General features: G+C 33.5%; 19 protein-coding genes and 1 pseudogene. 9 read left to right on the plus strand and 11 right to left on the minus strand.

Annotation, left to right across the window (positions count from 1 at the left end):
- Nucleotide 1: 1 nt before the first annotated feature.
- The 4 genes and pseudogenes from NSR03_RS10040 to NSR03_RS10055 form a co-directional block, all read right to left on the minus strand.
- Nucleotides 2-364, minus strand: coding sequence for a hypothetical protein (locus tag NSR03_RS10040; protein WP_021339572.1), 363 nt, complete (start codon nt 362-364; stop codon nt 2-4).
- Nucleotides 336-1,478 carry a thiolase family protein gene (locus NSR03_RS10045; RefSeq protein WP_069820609.1) on the minus strand — a complete coding sequence of 381 codons (1,143 nt, stop codon included), beginning with the start codon at nt 1,476-1,478 and terminating at the stop codon, nt 336-338. Before NSR03_RS10045 ends, NSR03_RS10040 begins: the two co-directional genes overlap by 29 nt.
- Nucleotides 1,478-2,839 carry an AMP-binding protein gene (locus NSR03_RS10050; RefSeq protein WP_021339570.1) on the minus strand — a complete coding sequence of 454 codons (1,362 nt, stop codon included), beginning with the start codon at nt 2,837-2,839 and terminating at the stop codon, nt 1,478-1,480. The genes NSR03_RS10045 and NSR03_RS10050 overlap by 1 nt, the downstream gene beginning before the upstream one ends.
- 280 nt (nt 2,840-3,119) lie before the next feature.
- A pseudogene (locus NSR03_RS10055) lies at nt 3,120-4,465 on the minus strand (alanine/glycine:cation symporter family protein).
- 439 nt (nt 4,466-4,904) lie between these two features.
- Between NSR03_RS10055 and NSR03_RS10060 the strand changes: the two are divergent.
- Nucleotides 4,905-5,033 (plus strand): hypothetical protein, encoded by a 129-nt coding sequence (locus NSR03_RS10060; protein ID WP_002508459.1) that lies wholly within the window; start codon nt 4,905-4,907, stop codon nt 5,031-5,033.
- A gap of 84 nt (nt 5,034-5,117) precedes the next feature.
- On the opposite strand, the gene hxlB is transcribed toward NSR03_RS10060, so the two are convergent.
- Together hxlB and hxlA are read right to left on the minus strand one after the other, a co-directional pair.
- Nucleotides 5,118-5,666, minus strand: a complete 549-nt coding sequence (hxlB, locus tag NSR03_RS10065) for a 6-phospho-3-hexuloisomerase (protein ID WP_069812734.1) — start codon at nt 5,664-5,666, stop codon at nt 5,118-5,120.
- 1 nt (nt 5,667) lies between these two features.
- A complete protein-coding gene (gene hxlA / locus NSR03_RS10070; protein WP_021339567.1) occupies nt 5,668-6,300 on the minus strand; it encodes a 3-hexulose-6-phosphate synthase in 633 nt (210 codons plus the stop codon).
- 577 nt (nt 6,301-6,877) lie between these two features.
- On the opposite strand from hxlA, the gene NSR03_RS10075 reads away from it, so the two are divergent.
- The 5 genes from NSR03_RS10075 (at nt 6,878) to NSR03_RS10095 (ending at nt 10,314) form a co-directional block, all read left to right on the plus strand.
- A complete protein-coding gene (locus tag NSR03_RS10075; protein ID WP_162492976.1) occupies nt 6,878-7,240 on the plus strand; it encodes a YojF family protein in 363 nt (120 codons plus the stop codon).
- 12 nt (nt 7,241-7,252) lie between these two features.
- A complete protein-coding gene (gene bshB2, locus NSR03_RS10080) occupies nt 7,253-7,918 on the plus strand; it encodes a bacillithiol biosynthesis deacetylase BshB2 (RefSeq protein WP_021339566.1) in 666 nt (221 codons plus the stop codon).
- Nucleotides 7,919-7,932: 14 nt separating this feature from the next.
- Nucleotides 7,933-8,811, plus strand: coding sequence for a GTP cyclohydrolase FolE2 (gene folE2, locus NSR03_RS10085; protein ID WP_021339565.1), 879 nt, complete (start codon nt 7,933-7,935; stop codon nt 8,809-8,811).
- Between the two features lie 575 nt (nt 8,812-9,386).
- Entirely contained in the window at nt 9,387-9,881 is a 495-nt protein-coding gene (locus NSR03_RS10090) for a hypothetical protein (RefSeq protein ID WP_226957239.1), read from the plus strand.
- Nucleotides 9,882-9,969: 88 nt separating this feature from the next.
- On the plus strand, nt 9,970-10,314 hold the full coding sequence (locus tag NSR03_RS10095) for a MarR family transcriptional regulator (RefSeq protein WP_002508466.1): 345 nt from the start codon (nt 9,970-9,972) through the stop codon (nt 10,312-10,314).
- A gap of 72 nt (nt 10,315-10,386) precedes the next feature.
- On the opposite strand, the gene NSR03_RS10100 is transcribed toward NSR03_RS10095, so the two are convergent.
- The 3 genes from NSR03_RS10100 to tadA all read right to left on the minus strand — a co-directional run bounded on the left by NSR03_RS10100 (nt 10,387) and on the right by tadA (nt 12,436).
- Complete coding sequence (locus NSR03_RS10100; protein ID WP_002508467.1) at nt 10,387-10,953, minus strand: NADPH-dependent FMN reductase; 567 nt, start codon at nt 10,951-10,953, stop codon at nt 10,387-10,389.
- An 18-nt stretch (nt 10,954-10,971) separates the two neighbouring features.
- Nucleotides 10,972-11,844, minus strand: a complete 873-nt coding sequence (locus tag NSR03_RS10105) for a Cof-type HAD-IIB family hydrolase (protein WP_002508468.1) — start codon at nt 11,842-11,844, stop codon at nt 10,972-10,974.
- A 100-nt stretch (nt 11,845-11,944) separates the two neighbouring features.
- Nucleotides 11,945-12,436, minus strand: a complete 492-nt coding sequence (gene tadA / locus NSR03_RS10110) for a tRNA adenosine(34) deaminase TadA (RefSeq protein ID WP_064783146.1) — start codon at nt 12,434-12,436, stop codon at nt 11,945-11,947.
- A 62-nt stretch (nt 12,437-12,498) separates the two neighbouring features.
- Here tadA and NSR03_RS10115 point away from each other — a divergent pair, with 62 nt between their 5' ends.
- Nucleotides 12,499-13,116, plus strand: a complete 618-nt coding sequence (locus NSR03_RS10115; RefSeq protein WP_021339561.1) for a deoxynucleoside kinase — start codon at nt 12,499-12,501, stop codon at nt 13,114-13,116.
- Nucleotides 13,109-13,771 (plus strand): deoxynucleoside kinase, encoded by a 663-nt coding sequence (locus NSR03_RS10120; RefSeq protein ID WP_021339560.1) that lies wholly within the window; start codon nt 13,109-13,111, stop codon nt 13,769-13,771. Before NSR03_RS10115 ends, NSR03_RS10120 begins: the two co-directional genes overlap by 8 nt.
- A gap of 280 nt (nt 13,772-14,051) precedes the next feature.
- Here the strand turns inward: NSR03_RS10120 and NSR03_RS10125 are convergent, their stop codons facing one another.
- On the minus strand, nt 14,052-14,441 hold the full coding sequence (locus NSR03_RS10125; protein ID WP_021339559.1) for a hypothetical protein: 390 nt from the start codon (nt 14,439-14,441) through the stop codon (nt 14,052-14,054).
- A 74-nt stretch (nt 14,442-14,515) separates the two neighbouring features.
- Nucleotides 14,516-15,214: an HAD family hydrolase gene (locus NSR03_RS10130; RefSeq protein WP_021339558.1), complete on the minus strand. Its 699-nt coding sequence runs from the start codon at nt 15,212-15,214 to the stop codon at nt 14,516-14,518.
- Between the two features lie 220 nt (nt 15,215-15,434).
- Between NSR03_RS10130 and NSR03_RS10135 the strand changes: the two genes are divergently transcribed.
- Nucleotides 15,435-15,650 (plus strand): hypothetical protein, encoded by a 216-nt coding sequence (locus NSR03_RS10135; RefSeq protein ID WP_002508474.1) that lies wholly within the window; start codon nt 15,435-15,437, stop codon nt 15,648-15,650.
- Nucleotides 15,651-15,714 lie beyond the last annotated feature (64 nt).

Raw genomic sequence — 15,714 nt, forward strand, 5'->3', positions numbered from 1 at the left:
ACTATAGCTGCTCCAAAAATATTTGTTTAATAGTGATATAGTTTTCACTATTTTTATGTACATCTAATTTAAAAGTATATTTCATAAATGATTTTATTTTCTTCTTCTCTATCATACACATATGCGCTAGATATGTTTCATTCGTTTCAAGCGATTTTGTATGGTCTATTTCTGTTTCTTTCAGCAAAATATTGCGATTAGCATATTGCTGAAACAACTGAAATTCTGGCCATAACTTAGCACAATATAGTGGCGGTACTTTATTTAATGGATATTGATTAAAATATTGATTATAAGCTATGACATCATCTTCATTAAATATGATTTCTTGCTCTTCATGTCCATCTTTCAAACAATAATGCATTGCCCATGCCGCCTCCTATTCCCATAGTAGCAATTGTTCTTTGATATTCATCCATGTAAAACAAGCGCGTCACTAAAGCTGCACCACTTGCACCGTAGGGGTGCCCTGTAGCGATTGCGCCGCCATAAATATTTAATTTCGCATCAGTTAATCCCAACATTTCTTGACTTGCTAACACTTGTGATGCAAAGGCCTCATTCAATTCGACCGCATCAATTTCATCAATAGTATAGTGATTTTTTTCTAGTAGTCTTGTCACTGCTGGTGCAGGACCTATGCCTAAAACATTCGGGTCTACGCCTACAGTTAAGCCATCAGTAAATGCTAACCCGCTATTAAAACCACATGCTTTGGCAGTTTCTTTTTCCATAACCATTAATAACACTGCACCATCATTTTTCATACAACAATTTCCAGCAGTAACTGTGCCTTCAGGTAAGAGTGGTTTCAAACGATTCAGCGTCCGTTCTGTTAACTTTGGTTTAATACTTTCATCTCGCTGAAATGTTTCACCCTTAACTTGCAATGGCATTATTTCTCGGGAAATGATTTGATGTTCATATGCAGCCATTGTTTTTTGATGGCTCATCCATGCATAATAATCTTGTGCCGTTCTTGAAATGTTGTAAGTTTGAGCTACATTTTCAGCCGCTTCAATCATTGAAGGGTCCTGTCTTTCTGGAGCAAATGATGCACGTTCAAAAAACTCTGGTAATTGGGTATCATAAACAGATTGCGGTCGCTTTATTTTCCAAGGTGAACGGCTCGTACTTTCTACACCGCCTGCCATATAAATTGTACCTGCGCCTGCTTGTATCATTCGGCAAGCTTGTAATATCGCTTCTAACCCTGAACCACACTGTCTATCGATAGTTACGCCCGGGATGTGGTGATCTAGTTCTGCTTCAAGTAAGGACTTTCTCGCCAAATTACCTCCATTACCTACGACATTACCTAGAATAACGTCATCAATATTTGACATCACATGGGGGAATGTTTCTTTGAAATGTGTAAATAATGGCTTTATGAGGTGTTCTGGCTCTATATGTTTAAGCTTTCCTCCATATTTGCCAAATGCTGTACGTTTTGCCGCAACAATCACTGCTTCTTTCATTATTTAAGCTCTCCTCCTAAGTAACGTTCCTTCATTTGTCTACGCGCTATTTTCCCACTTTGTGTATAGTACATTTCATCTATTTTAATCAATTTAGATGGTATTTGATATCTTGCCAAATATGATGACAAAAAACTTTTCAAAGATTGATAAGACACATATCGTGTACCTGTATAAAGTAGTACTGCAATCTCTCCGAACTTCGAATGTGGTTCACTCACTATGCACACTTCGTTAAAATATTCATATTCTTGGGCTACACGCTCAATTTCAGTTGGATAAACATTTCGACCACCAATAATCATGCGGTCACTCTGACGTCCGTGCAAATAGAGATATCCGTTATGATCAAGTGATGCAAAATCACCAATTTCCAGCCATTTATCTCGTGAAATATCTTGATTTGCATAACCACTAAACACCATATTACTTTGAATATGTAACACGCCTACACCCTGTTCATCCTGATGTGCCAAGTGTATTTTCACATTTGGAAAAGGTAAACCCACAGAATGATACGGTGCTTCATTATTGTAGTTATAACTTATAAAGCTTGCTTCAGATGTTCCGAAGAACTCTATTAATATAGTTTGCGGCATATATTGTTGAACTTTATTTCTTATTTCCAAAGGTAACTTATCACCTGTAGAAAAAATATAACGCACTGACTCCATTTTAATATTTTCAGCCAAACACGATGTTAACATCGTCGGCACTAAAAACATGGCAACTGTTTCAGATACTTTTTCAATCGTTTGTAATAGCAATGGCGCATCAAATTGACGTTGTCCTATAAACGTTCTGCCACTATACAGCGCATAGATACAAGTATATAAAGACAACGAATGAGATAAAGGTCCAGGTGCAACGAGTATACTAATCGGCGTTCCTAAAAGCTTTTCGTTTTCTTTGTATGAATATAGCCATGATTTTTCATTGCGATAATAAGCTTTTGGTAAGCCTGTCGTTCCTGAAGTAAAACCAACATGTAATAAATCATCATGCCACTTCAATTGATTATTTTTAATATGCTTACTTATTATTTCTTGTTCCTCATTGATTACATAAGAAATCCCATAATGGTTTAGTAATGTGTCTATCTGCGCTTGTGACCATTGAAAATCTAGTATGCATGGAATACAATTTTTCTTTAACAATGCACAATAATAGATGATTGTTTCCATAGGGTCTTTCATTATGACTGCTACAAATTGATGACTAGGAATACGCGCTATATCTTCAAGCACTAATTCGATATTTATTTTTAATTGTTTATAATTGCACTTTAAATCATCAAATTGCAACGCAAGGCTTTGTGGCAGTTCTTGAGCGTGTTGATCAATCTTTTCTAATATTTCCACTTTCATGTCACCCTTTGAATTGTAAACTTTAATATAATATATATTAACATTAATTATAGTTGTTTACCTTTACACAATCACTGATAAATTTTAATCGTGGAGGCTTAGGTCATCTTCTTTCCAATTTCATTGAAAATTAAATGAAACTTTCAATCCAAATCCCATTAGCAGATTAAATTTTCCAGAAATGAAATATCCAAACCCAATTTTTGAAAAATCTGCGTACCAAAAATCCCTCACTGCATTTTGTAGTGAGGGACCTTATTTTTAATAGAACAACTTATTTATAGTTGTTAAAGAAATCTATAGTTAGTGATTTTACTTTTGGTGAAAGTATAAGGACAGCAATAACGTTAGGTATAAGCACAATTGCAAGTGCTAAATCTAACAAATTCCATAGTTGTGTTGCTGCACCCAAAGCACCTACGACTAATGATAATACGTAGACGACTTTCATAATCCAACCACCTGTTAATCCAAATAAGAATTCTGCCATTCTAGAGCCGTAAAAAATCACGACGATGACCGTTGAAAATACGAAAAATACCATCGAAATCGATACAATCATACTTCCAAATTGTCCAAAAGCATCTTCAAACGCTCTGGCTGTGAGCGCTGCAGATTGTGATTTTGCGTCTTCTGCTGTCCAGACACCAGAAACAAGTACAACGAAAGCAGTCGTACTACATACGACAAACGTATCGACTACAATTTCACTGACACTCCAAAAAGCCTGACGTACAGGATGATCCGTTTTAGCAGCTGCATGAGCAATAGGTGATGTACCAAGACCTGCCTCATTAGAATATATGCCTCGCGCGAATCCCCAACGGATGGTAGTTGCGAGCGCTGCACCGAATGTTCCGCCTAATGCTGCACTAGGATTAAACGCTTGTTCAACAACAAGTGCAATAATATTAGGCACTTGAGTGATATTCATTACGACAATAGCAAATCCTAACAAACAATATAAACCTACCATGATTGGCACAATCTTCTCAGTAAATGATGCGATACGTTGAATACCACCAAATACGACTAATGCTGCAAGAATAGCTAGAACGACACCAGTTACACCCATATGTATATTAAATGTATCATGAACAGTCCTTGCAGCCGAATGACCTTGTACCATAATACTTGGAATAAGCTCAAGCATCAGCGCAAAAGCAAAGACGATAGAAAAAATAGCGCCTAACTTTTTATTTTTAAAACCTTTCTTCATATAATATGTAGGTCCACCAACAAATTCGCCCTTTTTATTTTTTCACGATAATGTACACCGAGTACGTTTTCACTGAATTTTAAAGCCATGCCTAGGAATGCAATTACTATCATCCAAAAGACTGCACCTGGTCCACCCATCATAATAGCCGTAGGTACACCAACAATATTCGCAGCGCCTATCGTAGATGATAACGCAGAGGTCAATGCTTGCCTCGGTGTGATTGTACCCTCACCCTTAGGCGTTTTATTGACACTTCCAAAGGTCTGTTTCATCATATAAAAGAAATGTCTAAACTGAATAAATTTCAAGTTTATTGTTAAATATAAACTTGCAACTAATAATAATGTAACTAAAGGAAATCCCCAAAGCCAATCTGAAAAAGCAACGATTTTTTCCATTATATCTCCCCTTTAATAATGTATTAAAATCAAATTGTCATAGATCTACGTGAAAATAGTCTAAAGGTAACTAAACTATTTTTTTATAGTATCCCCTATTTGTTTTATTATTAATCATTAGTTGCCATTTTAAAATTCGTTTTTAGATTCTAATTAACTTTCTTCTATAGTTTTTAAATTTATTATTTTTAATATTAAAATAAATTGTAGTATCAAAGTCTCAATACTCTATACTTTGTTATCAATCAACTGTTTAGCATAGCTATAACACTTACGCTTTAGCTGAGTTTGATTAACAAGTAAACATCAGGGAAAAGGTAACATACAATAAATTTTTATCACGTCTATTTATTGTGCCTTTTTCAAAATAATAACTAGTTTAAAACGACCTTAATGTATTGTAATTCATATAAAAACTTAAACAGTTAGGATGATTAAAATGAAGAAGATTTTAACTATTAACATCATCGTTTCACTTGCAATAATCGCTTTTATAACATGTAAACAATGTATAGATATGACACAAGAAAATAGTATGGAAGATCATAATAGAGTTCATTTAGATTAATTTTAATATACAGAAATAAAAAGAGAGAGGAAACTTAAATTTAGTTTCCTCTCTCTTTTTACTTTTATTAACACTTATATTTGGTTATTCCAAATTTGCGTGGTTTTGTTGCATTGCTTCTTCATCAACTTTTAACTTAGTCATTAAGTCTAAAACAATACTATCTAAAAACACTTGTGATGCTTGTTCAAATAGGCTACCTAGGGGTTGTGCTGAACCTTCAGCATCATATTTCGTCCCTGCCGGTAATTCAATAACTGCATTTGCAAGTTCACCTATCGCTGAAGCCGGGTTTGTCGATAATAATACAACTTCTGCACCAACAGCTTTAGCTTTATCTGCTAATAATCTTAAATGCTCTGTCGAACCTGACCCAGAGATAATAACAAACAAATCATTTTCAGTAATAGACGGCGTCGTAGACTCACCCACAACATGCGCGTATTTGCCTAATTGATTTAAACGCATTGCAAAACTATTTGCTACAAAGCCAGAGCGACCTTTTCCTGCAACAAATATTTGATTCGCTTCAACCACTTGTGTTAAAAACGTTTTTGCTTCACTATCTTTAACGTGTGATAGTGTATGGTCTAATTCATCTAATATTAAACGATAATTTGTAATTTCAGTCATATTATCTGCCTTCAATCGCATCTCTACATTGTTTAGCAGCTTCAACTGGATCGTCAGCGTTAGCAATACCGCCACCAACTACAACCAAGTCTGGTTCTTCTGCTACAACTTCTTTAATTGTATCTGGTTTAATACCACCAATAACAGCTACTTTAGAATTAGAAATAACTGATTTAACTTTACGTAAACTTTCTAAAGGAGATTGACCTTCAGCTTGTAAGTCATAACCAGTATGCACAGCGATATAGTCTGCGCCTAAATCGTCTAATTCTTTAGCACGTTTTTCTAAATCTTGTACTGCAATCATATCTACTAACAATTCTTTACCACTTTTATGTGCTTCTTCAACTGCTGCTTTAATTGATGCATCTTCAGCAACACCTAAAATTGTTATTACGTCTGCACCAAATTTAACTGCTTGGCTTACTTCATAGTCTGCAGCATCCATAATTTTTAAGTCTGCAAGTACTTTTACGCCTTCTATATTATCATTTAAATGTTGAACCGCTGGTAAACCTTCATTAATAACGATTGGTGTACCAATTTCTACGATATCTACATAATCTTTAACTTTATTCGCAAGTTTTGCCGCTTCCTCTTTATTCAATAAATCAATTGCTAATTGTAATTCCAAAATGATCATCCCTTCTTGAATTAAATTATAGAGCCATCGTTGTGACTTAACTTACTATATAATGTTGCACTTAAGCTATTTACCCTTAGTTTTATATATTAAACGAGTAAAATAACACGATAAACACTTGTATATCCTCTACCTAAAATGAATATACCCGTTACCACCTATGTTAATACTATGTTTTATTGTTAAAACTACAGTCATAATAAATTGATTGTTATGCAAATTATATATAAATTTTATTACACTTATGCATTATACTTCTTTTATATCTTTTTAACAGGAATTGGATTCCACCTCTATTTAACTATTAAATTGAGACTTTTTAATATAAATTGAGCAGAGTGATACATTTCTGCTGTGCTTTTTAGTAGAATGAAGAGATAATCAAAATATAAAATACAATTCTTAAATATAAAATACAATTCTTAGATATAAAATTCACTTTTCTGGTAGAAAATGTATACGAGTCGGTTTACACTAAAGTATAGACTTATATCATAGAAATCTATTGTGTTAAGTAAATATAAATAATTGAATTTTGTAATGTTGGGTTTGGAAGCAAGGAGGCAAAATTTTGGAACAAATAAACAATGAGGAAGTACAAGCATTACTTTCTTCATATGAGCATAAACCTGTATACTTACATGTTGAAACAACAAATGGTGCATATGCTGCTCACTTTGACCAACGTGTATTTAATGCGGGAACTTTTTTGAGAAATATTCAAGTGACTTACGAACACGCTCAACTTAAAGGTGGCAACAAAGATCCTTTCCGTGTCGGTCTTAAATTGAAAGATAGCGGTTGGGTCTATGTCCAAGGATTAACACATTATGAAGTGAATGAGAATGGTGAGTTTCTGCTAGCAGGGTTTAACTATGAAGGTCAATTAGCTGCTGCTTTAGAAATTAGTACTCAACCGTTCAAAGCATAAGGAGGGCGTATCATGGCAGAGGAAAGCCAAGTATTAGTAATTTTTCCACATCCAGATGATGAATCATTCTCATCTGCAGGCACATTAGCACGCTATATCGATAATGGAGTTCCAGTCACGTACGCATGTTTGACACTCGGACAAATGGGACGCAATTTAGGCAATCCACCTTTTGCTACGCGTGAGACATTACCAGATATTCGTGAAAAAGAATTAGAAAAAGCAATGGAAGCAATAGGCATAACTGATTTACGTAAAATGGGTTTACGAGATAAAACTGTAGAGTTCGAACCACATGATGAAATGGATGCAATGGTTAAATCCCTCATTGATGAATTACAACCATCTGTCATCATTTCTTTCTATCCGCAGTTTGCTGTTCATCCTGACCATGAAGCTACTGCAGAAGCAGTCGTGAGAACGGTTGGTCGTATGCCAGCATCTGAAAGACCACGTTTACAGCTTGTAGCATTTAGTAATGACGCACATGAAAAATTAGGTGCACCAGACATTCTAAATGAGATCAGTGATTATAAAGAGGTTAAACTACGTACATTCGAAGCACATGCATCTCAAACAGGTCCATTCCTGGAGTCACTTGCAACACCTGACGTACCTGGAGAAGCACACAGTTTCTTAGAAGTAGAACCTTATTGGACTTATAACTTTGAATCTTAAGTGGAGGCAATAGCATGACAGAATTTGACTTATCTACTAGAGAAGGAAGATGGAAGCACTTTGGTTCTGTTGATCCTATCGAAGGTACGAAACCAACTGAAAAAGAAAATATGAAAGACTTACAAAGTACACATAAAGATTTCTTGTTTGAAATCGAAGAGGTAGGTATTAAAAACTTAGTTTACCCAGTACTTGTAGATCGTTTCCAAACTGCTGGAAACTTTAGTTTTTCAACCAGTTTAAATCAAGACGAAAAAGGCATTAATATGAGCCGTATATTAGAAAGTGTCGAAAAGCACTATAATAATGGCATTGAATTAAATTTTGACGCACTTTATCAATTATTACGTAGTTTACAAGTTAGCATGGAACAAAACTCTGCTGGTTTAGATGTCTCAGCTAAATGGTTCTTCGACCGTTATAGCCCAGTCACTCAAATCAAAGCTGTTGGTCATGCCGATGTAACTTATGGTTTAGCGATTGATAAAGATGATGTAACCCGTAAAGAGATTACAATCCAAGCTGCGGTGACTACACTTTGCCCTTGTTCAAAAGAAATTAGCGAGTACTCAGCACACAACCAACGTGGTATTATCACTGTAAAAGCTTTTCTAAATAAAGATGTTGATTTAATAGGTGATTATAAAGAAGTCATTTTAGATGCAATGGAAGCTAATGCAAGCTCTATTTTATATCCTATTCTAAAACGTCCTGATGAGAAAAGTGTTACAGAACACGCTTATGAAAATCCAAGATTTGTAGAAGACCTTATCCGTCTTATCGCTGCAGATTTGGTAGGTTTTGAGTGGCTTGATGGTTTTGAAATAGAATGTCGCAATGAAGAATCTATTCACCAACACGATGCTTTTGCTAAATTAAAATACCATAAATAGTTAAATACAATTTAACTCATACGCTTTATTTATTATAGGAGTACTAATATATATTTATTAGTACTCTTTTTTTGTTCAAAATTTGAATATCTCTAGTAAATGTAATTTCAATTTTTCTAGATTATCTATTTGACGTTATGTTTTTAATTATTAAAAAGTAAAATTTTAAGCGTTACTATTAAATTATTTACTCTAAAATCTAAACTCGCATATTAATTTTAAAATAATGTGTATCAAGAGTTAAATTTTGTTAATGTCCGATATACACTTTTCGTATTAAAATTATTATAGAAGAGATGCTTCTTAGTATATTGGCGTGGTGAAATAAATAATGGATTATGATTTAAAGATATATAATAATAAAACATCCAATTTTAAATGTTTACGTACTAACCATTTTTTAAATATCTATTTCATTTTTGATGGAGCAATTACAATACTAAAAAATAACGACTTTCAACATTATCGTACAGGAGATATATTTTATATTCATGACTATGAATGTATTAATGATATCAACTTTGAAGGCACGTTATTATGTCTATCTATAAAATAATTACTATTATTATAAAATTTTGAATAAGTATGCTCAAAATGAACATAATATAATAGATGAAGATAGTCCCGATTTAAAAACACTTTATAACGACGTCATTTTATCAATGTTAAATCAATCAAACACTAAAGATATAGAACGAAAATTATTATATTTAATTAAAGCGACTTATCTTAATACCATAAATACAACTCCTCGCTCTAAATCTGAACGGAATTTTAAACATATATTGATTAGAGACGTTATTCAATATATTAATAACAACTGTGAAAGAAAATTAATTTGCCAAGATATTGCGCATCAATTTTTTGTAAATAACAGCTTTTTATCGCGTGAATTTTCAGCACTTATGTGTTGTACCTTATCAAACTACATTATTGCTTCAAAAATTCACTTTTCAACATGTGCTTTATTAAATGGTGATACTTTAGATTTTGTATGGAGACAGTATCACTTCCATTCACTTAAAGATTATATATATCATTTCCAAGCAATCAAAGGTGTAAGCCCTTAAGGATTTAATAATAAACAACCTATTATAGAAGGTATTAAAAATTTCAAAATAATACAACAAAGAACAAATAACTTAATGTGGTGATAACATGAATATAATAACTTACGAAGAAAAGAGAAAATTAATTAAAAAAGTAGTAAAACAAAATTTGAACCTTACATTTGCTGAAATAATTATATTGGATAAATTACTTTATATTAACAAAGAAAGTATTGAAGCGGTAGAACTCAAAAGGTTGTTGTATAGTCACAACACACCCATTTCAATACAAATCAACAATCTCATTGAGTTGGGGCTATTAAAAAAATCTAGAGATGCATATGATGAGCGTTGCATTCATTTACATAATATAGACCTACCTAAAATAAAGTCGATTTTAGATCAATATCATACAATCGTAACTTCTATTTTAAAGCCATCAAGCTCAAAATAACATACATAAAAATAACTGTTAGGCCCTATTTAGAAACCTAACAGTTATTTTAGTATAATTTAATCATTTAACTTATTTTAAATGTTCATAAGGACTATTTTTAACAAAAGAAATGATTTGATCTACAAATAATCTAGCACGTAATTGGAATTCTTCATTATCTAAATATAATGTACCATCGTCTAATTTTTTATAATCTGTATCATGCGTAGCAATTTGTGTTGGTACTGCAATACCTAATAATGTACGTACAATTAAACGTAAATGTGATAGCGGTTCTGAACTTACGATGCCTCCACTATTACCAATAAGGCCTACAGGTTTCATTTTGAAATCATCCATAGTTAAATGATCTAAAGCATTTTTTAAAATACCAGAGTATGAACCGTGATAATTCGGAGATCCTAAGACGAAAAAGTCCGCTTCTCTTGCTTTAGCTTGTAATGTACTTAAATTATTTTTATATGTTTCACTTGGACTAGAAGCACCTGAAACATCAAGTTGGTGAATTGGATGTTCTGCAAGATCAAAAATTTCAACTTCAAAATCATGTTCTTCAAAATGCCCTTTTAAATATTGGGATAGCGCTGTTGTATGTGAACCTAATTTCGCACTCCCTACAATGATTAAACCTTTCATAATACACTTCTCCTCATACTAAATTTCATTATTTTCTTTGAGCAATTTCATAATCGCTTTTCCGACGCCACTTTGCTCATTTGTGTCTGTAGCATACTTAGACACTGCTTTTACTTCAGGCGTTGCGTTATCCATCGCTACAGAGTAACCAGCACGCTCTAGCATAGAAATATCATTCATGTTATCACCTATTGCCATAACATTTTCCATATCTATATTAAGACGCTCTGCAATCGTTTCTAACGCGATGCCTTTTTGTGCATCTGAGTGTGTAATTTCAATATTGCCTCTTGAAGAAGAAGAAATTGCAAGACTTTCTGATTGTGCTAGTTTCTCACTTGCACGGTCAATTTTTTCTAAATCACTGTCAAAAGCAAGGATTTTCATAACAATTTCTCCAGGGGTATCTTCAATCTTGTCATAATTATCTACAACTTTTAAAGTACCATTATCAATTCGTTTTTGAATACCAGCTTTAATTTTTTCTACGTCTGCTTTTTGACCAGCTCGTTCTGCAATATCTATATATATTTCTAAATCGCGTTGAGGGTTTTCAGTGTAGATACCTAAGTTTGTATAAACTTGATAATAAATATCTTCCTTATCCATCTCAGTTGTAATTCTATTAATTAACTCACGATTCAATTTAGATGTACTCATGATATTAAAAGATTCATCTCTCACTTCTGCACCATTTAAACAGATGTAAGGCACTTTCAAATCTGTTTGATTTACAGGTGAATTGGCTTCATAAAAAGCACGTCCCGTAGCAATAACTACTGTTATGCCTTGCGATTGTGCATATTGAATCGCCTTAATATTCTCTTCTGATATCTCATGTGCCGCATTTAATAATGTACCATCCATATCTGTTGCAATTAATTTTATCATTAATTTACCTCGTTTCCTTCTATGATCGATAACACAATCTTAATTACACACCATTCTCATTTGCCACAAATTTGTAACACACTCATATTCTACCAAATCTTTAGTGATTTGTATTATCGGCTGTTTGTATGATTTTTTTATTTTTTCTTAAATTTTTAAAAAATGTTTTTAATAATTGGCTACATGCTTCTTCTAATACACCTGTTTGAACCGTTGCACGATGATTAAATCTTGGTTCTTGTAACAGGTCCATGAGACTACCTGCACAGCCACCTTTGGGATCTTTGGCTCCATAAATTACATACGGAATACGGCTCATTACAATCGTTCCAGCACACATCACGCATGGTTCTAGCGTGACATAAAGTCGGCAGTTTTCTAAGCGCCAACTACCGACGACAGCAGCAGCTTTCTGAATTGCAAGATGCTCAGCGTGTGCAGTTGGGTCTTGTGATGATTCTCGCAAATTGTGTGCTCTTGCAATCACTTCATTATCTCGAACAATGACAGCACCAATAGGCACTTCACCAATATCCCCTGCTTTTTTTGCTTCTTCAATCGCAATTTTCATAAAATCTTGGTCAGTTGTCATGTGTCTTACACCTCACATATGGTACAATATTTATTGTCTATTTTAACATTGGAGCGGTAAATATGAAAAAACAATTTATTGCTGTTGAAGGCCCGATTGGTGTCGGAAAGTCTTCTTTAGCGCACAAACTTAGTCAAACTTACAATTACTATGAAGAAAAAGAAATTGTAAATGAAAATCCTTTTTTATCAGATTTCTATGAAGATATTTCTAAATGGAGTTTCCAAACAGAAATGTTCTTTTTATGTAATCGTTACAAACAATTCCAAGATCTTGTTTCAAATGAAAGTGGTATCGTTAGTGATTATCACATTTATAAAAATAAAATTTTCGCACATAATACCTTAACGAGTGCCGAATACAGTAAATTCTCAAGAATTTATGATATTTTAACTGAAGATCTGGAAATGCCCAATATTATCATCTTTTTAGATGCAGAATTAGAAACTTTAAAGGACCGTATAGCACTACGTAACCGCAGTTTTGAACATCAAATTGAGGATGACTACCTACTTAATTTAAAGCGTGATTATAATGCCTATTATAATTCGTTAAAAGCTGACGGAGAACGCGTCATTCGCATCGACACGACACGCCTTGATTTTGTTAAACACAATGATGACTATAATTATATTTTAGAATTAGTGAAGCCACTGATTGGAGGACAAATGCATGAATAAATACGGTATCCCTCAAGATGCTGTGATTACTATCGCTGGTACTGTAGGCGTAGGAAAATCAACATTAACAAAAGCTTTAGCCGAACGCCTGAATTTTAGAACTTCATTTGAAAACGTGGACCATAACCCTTACCTCGATAAGTTTTACAACGACTTTGAGCGTTGGAGTTTCCACTTACAAATTTATTTCTTAGCTGAACGTTTTAAAGAACAAAAACGCATGTTTGAATATGGCGGTGGTTTCATCCAAGACCGTTCGATTTACGAAGATGTCGACATTTTCGCTAAAATGCATGAAGAACAAGGTACAATGAGCCCAGAAGACTTTGAAACATATTCAGAATTATTTAACGCCATGGTCATGACGCCTTATTTCCCTAAACCAGATGTATTGATTTATTTAGAATGTGATTACGATGAAGTCATTGATCGCATTAAACAGCGTGGTCGCCAGATGGAAATGGAAACTGACCCAGAATATTGGCAAAAACTATTCAAACGTTACGACGACTGGATAAGCGAATTTAACGCATGTCCTGTTGTACGTGTGAATATTAATGAATATGATTTACATGAAGATCCAGACTCATTAAACCCAGTCATTGATAAGATTCGTCATATTATTGAGACACATCGTAAAGTAGATCAACGCTAATACAAATAAAGTGTCAACAAAGCATCTGACTTTGTTGGCATTTTTTTGTGCATATTTTTCTTAAATTCCGTTCCGGCTTTTCTATTTATTTCATACTCACTTGCCTAGGACACGGTCTCAGTCTGTAGTCTTTTACTATCGTTTTATTAACTCACCAGGAGTTGGCCAAATCACTGCCATCATTTAAACAAAAATTATCAAGAAGAAAAAACAGCTATAAAAAACAATGGAGTGGGACAATTATTATGTCTCACTCCTTTTTCATTGCTATAACAATGTACTACTCAATATGTCGGCGGTAGATTATTTTTTCAATTTCGTCTTCTGTCACATACTTACTATAATAATGTTCATCTGTTTGATCTAATCCAAATGAACTCGCTTTGTCTTGATCTTCTGTCCCAATATAAAGTTGTTGTTCTGTATCTTGGTATAAATCAAAAACGGCACCTTCATATCTCGCTTCTTGAAATAACGCATAAAGCTCATCAACATCATCTCTCGGGATACGTTTGAAATATAATGTATGCGCTGATTGATTTGCTGTTTGTGCTTCAAAACCATGTTCCAATGCCTTTTCGTCTTCTGTTGCTAGCACCAATTCATTACCAACAATTTCAACTACTTTATAAGTTTCGCCTTTATAATCTGCGTATTTTCCATCAATCATACAATCACCTCTATGTTTATATTAAAGAAAAAAGTCATAATATACGATACGTATATTATGACACAATTTGTGAACTACGCATATTGATTTAATATTCCTAGAACGTCATTCGCGTTATCTACAATATGGTCAGCTTTATTAAGTTCTTGTTCTAATCCTACGCCCGTTAGTACAGCAATCTTAAGGCCTAACTTAGCATTTACACCTGTTTGTATATCATTGGCGGTATCACCCACGATGATTACATCTTGTGGTGATACGTCGTAGTTGTTAAACAAGGGATTAAGCACTTCTGGATTAGGCTTTTCAACTGCATTAGCCTCCGTAGATATGACTACATCAAAGAAATGATCAAATTGAGTTACTTCTAAAAATTGTTCTACGCCTTTTTTAGAATCACTTGTTACTATACCCATTTTATAACCTTGGTTTTGTAGCGTCTCCAACGTTTCATAAATACCTTCTACCAGAACATTTTCTGGCACTCTATTATCAACAAGTGTTTGGCTCCTTTTTTGTGCCCACTTCGAAACGTCCTGACCAGCAATATCACATAACGCTTTGACCATTTCTTCTAAAGCGCCTGAAGCCATTATTGTTCCAGGTTGAATTTCTCCATCTACGATACCTAAATGCTTATATGCTGCATCTATATCATGTATATCGTCCTTGTATGCTTCCATAAAATCGTCGACGAGTTGTAAGCCAATCTTCATCCAACTACCGTCAAAATATATTAACGTGCCATCTTTATCAAATAAAATCCATTTCATCGCTTGAACAGCTCCTATGTAATAACTTCATACTAAATTATATCGCACTTTATTTTAATATAAAGATATAGCGCTAAACAAATAATGAAACTGAGAGAATAATATTATTAAATTCAATGTTTTAGAGAACGTTGAAAAAACATCTCTTTATGTTAATATTATTTCAAAGTTAAGTTAATTTTTTCTTGATATTTAATTTTTATAAAAAGGAAGATGATATATGATATATCTATTCGTAATCATTGTAGTCGCAACGTTAATTGGCATGTTTTTTTTAAAGAGACAAAAGCCTACGTCTCCCAAAAGTTGGCTTAAGGGCATTGGATTAATTATTCTTTCTATCATCATTGTAAATGGCTTTTATCATATAGATGAAATTTTAAACGGTGCTAAGAAAGAGCAAGAAGATATTCAAAATAGACAAAACCCAAAATAAAAAGTATCACTGCAATAATTACAGTGATACCTAAGCTTTCTAAAAGCTCATATTTTTAAATAAT

The organism is Staphylococcus sp. FSL W8-1207 (assembly GCF_038003745.1).
Taxonomy (GTDB): Bacteria; Bacillota; Bacilli; order Staphylococcales; family Staphylococcaceae; genus Staphylococcus; species Staphylococcus equorum.

Coding starts and splice junctions, on each gene's coding strand:
- NSR03_RS10040 (WP_021339572.1), bottom strand. CDS start 364: ATGCATTATTGTTTGAAAGATGGACATGAAGAGCAAGAAATCATATTT.
- NSR03_RS10045 (WP_069820609.1), bottom strand. CDS start 1,478: ATGAAAGAAGCAGTGATTGTTGCGGCAAAACGTACAGCATTTGGCAAA.
- NSR03_RS10060 (WP_002508459.1), top strand. CDS start 4,905: ATGAAGAAGATTTTAACTATTAACATCATCGTTTCACTTGCAATAATC.
- hxlB (WP_069812734.1), bottom strand. CDS start 5,666: ATGACTGAAATTACAAATTATCGTTTAATATTAGATGAATTAGACCAT.
- bshB2 (WP_021339566.1), top strand. CDS start 7,253: ATGGCAGAGGAAAGCCAAGTATTAGTAATTTTTCCACATCCAGATGAT.
- folE2 (WP_021339565.1), top strand. CDS start 7,933: ATGACAGAATTTGACTTATCTACTAGAGAAGGAAGATGGAAGCACTTT.
- NSR03_RS10095 (WP_002508466.1), top strand. CDS start 9,970: ATGAATATAATAACTTACGAAGAAAAGAGAAAATTAATTAAAAAAGTA.
- NSR03_RS10100 (WP_002508467.1), bottom strand. CDS start 10,953: ATGAAAGGTTTAATCATTGTAGGGAGTGCGAAATTAGGTTCACATACA.
- NSR03_RS10105 (WP_002508468.1), bottom strand. CDS start 11,844: ATGATAAAATTAATTGCAACAGATATGGATGGTACATTATTAAATGCG.
- tadA (WP_064783146.1), bottom strand. CDS start 12,436: ATGACAACTGACCAAGATTTTATGAAAATTGCGATTGAAGAAGCAAAA.
- NSR03_RS10115 (WP_021339561.1), top strand. CDS start 12,499: ATGAAAAAACAATTTATTGCTGTTGAAGGCCCGATTGGTGTCGGAAAG.
- NSR03_RS10120 (WP_021339560.1), top strand. CDS start 13,109: ATGAATAAATACGGTATCCCTCAAGATGCTGTGATTACTATCGCTGGT.
- NSR03_RS10125 (WP_021339559.1), bottom strand. CDS start 14,441: ATGATTGATGGAAAATACGCAGATTATAAAGGCGAAACTTATAAAGTA.
- NSR03_RS10130 (WP_021339558.1), bottom strand. CDS start 15,214: ATGAAATGGATTTTATTTGATAAAGATGGCACGTTAATATATTTTGAC.
- NSR03_RS10135 (WP_002508474.1), top strand. CDS start 15,435: ATGATATATCTATTCGTAATCATTGTAGTCGCAACGTTAATTGGCATG.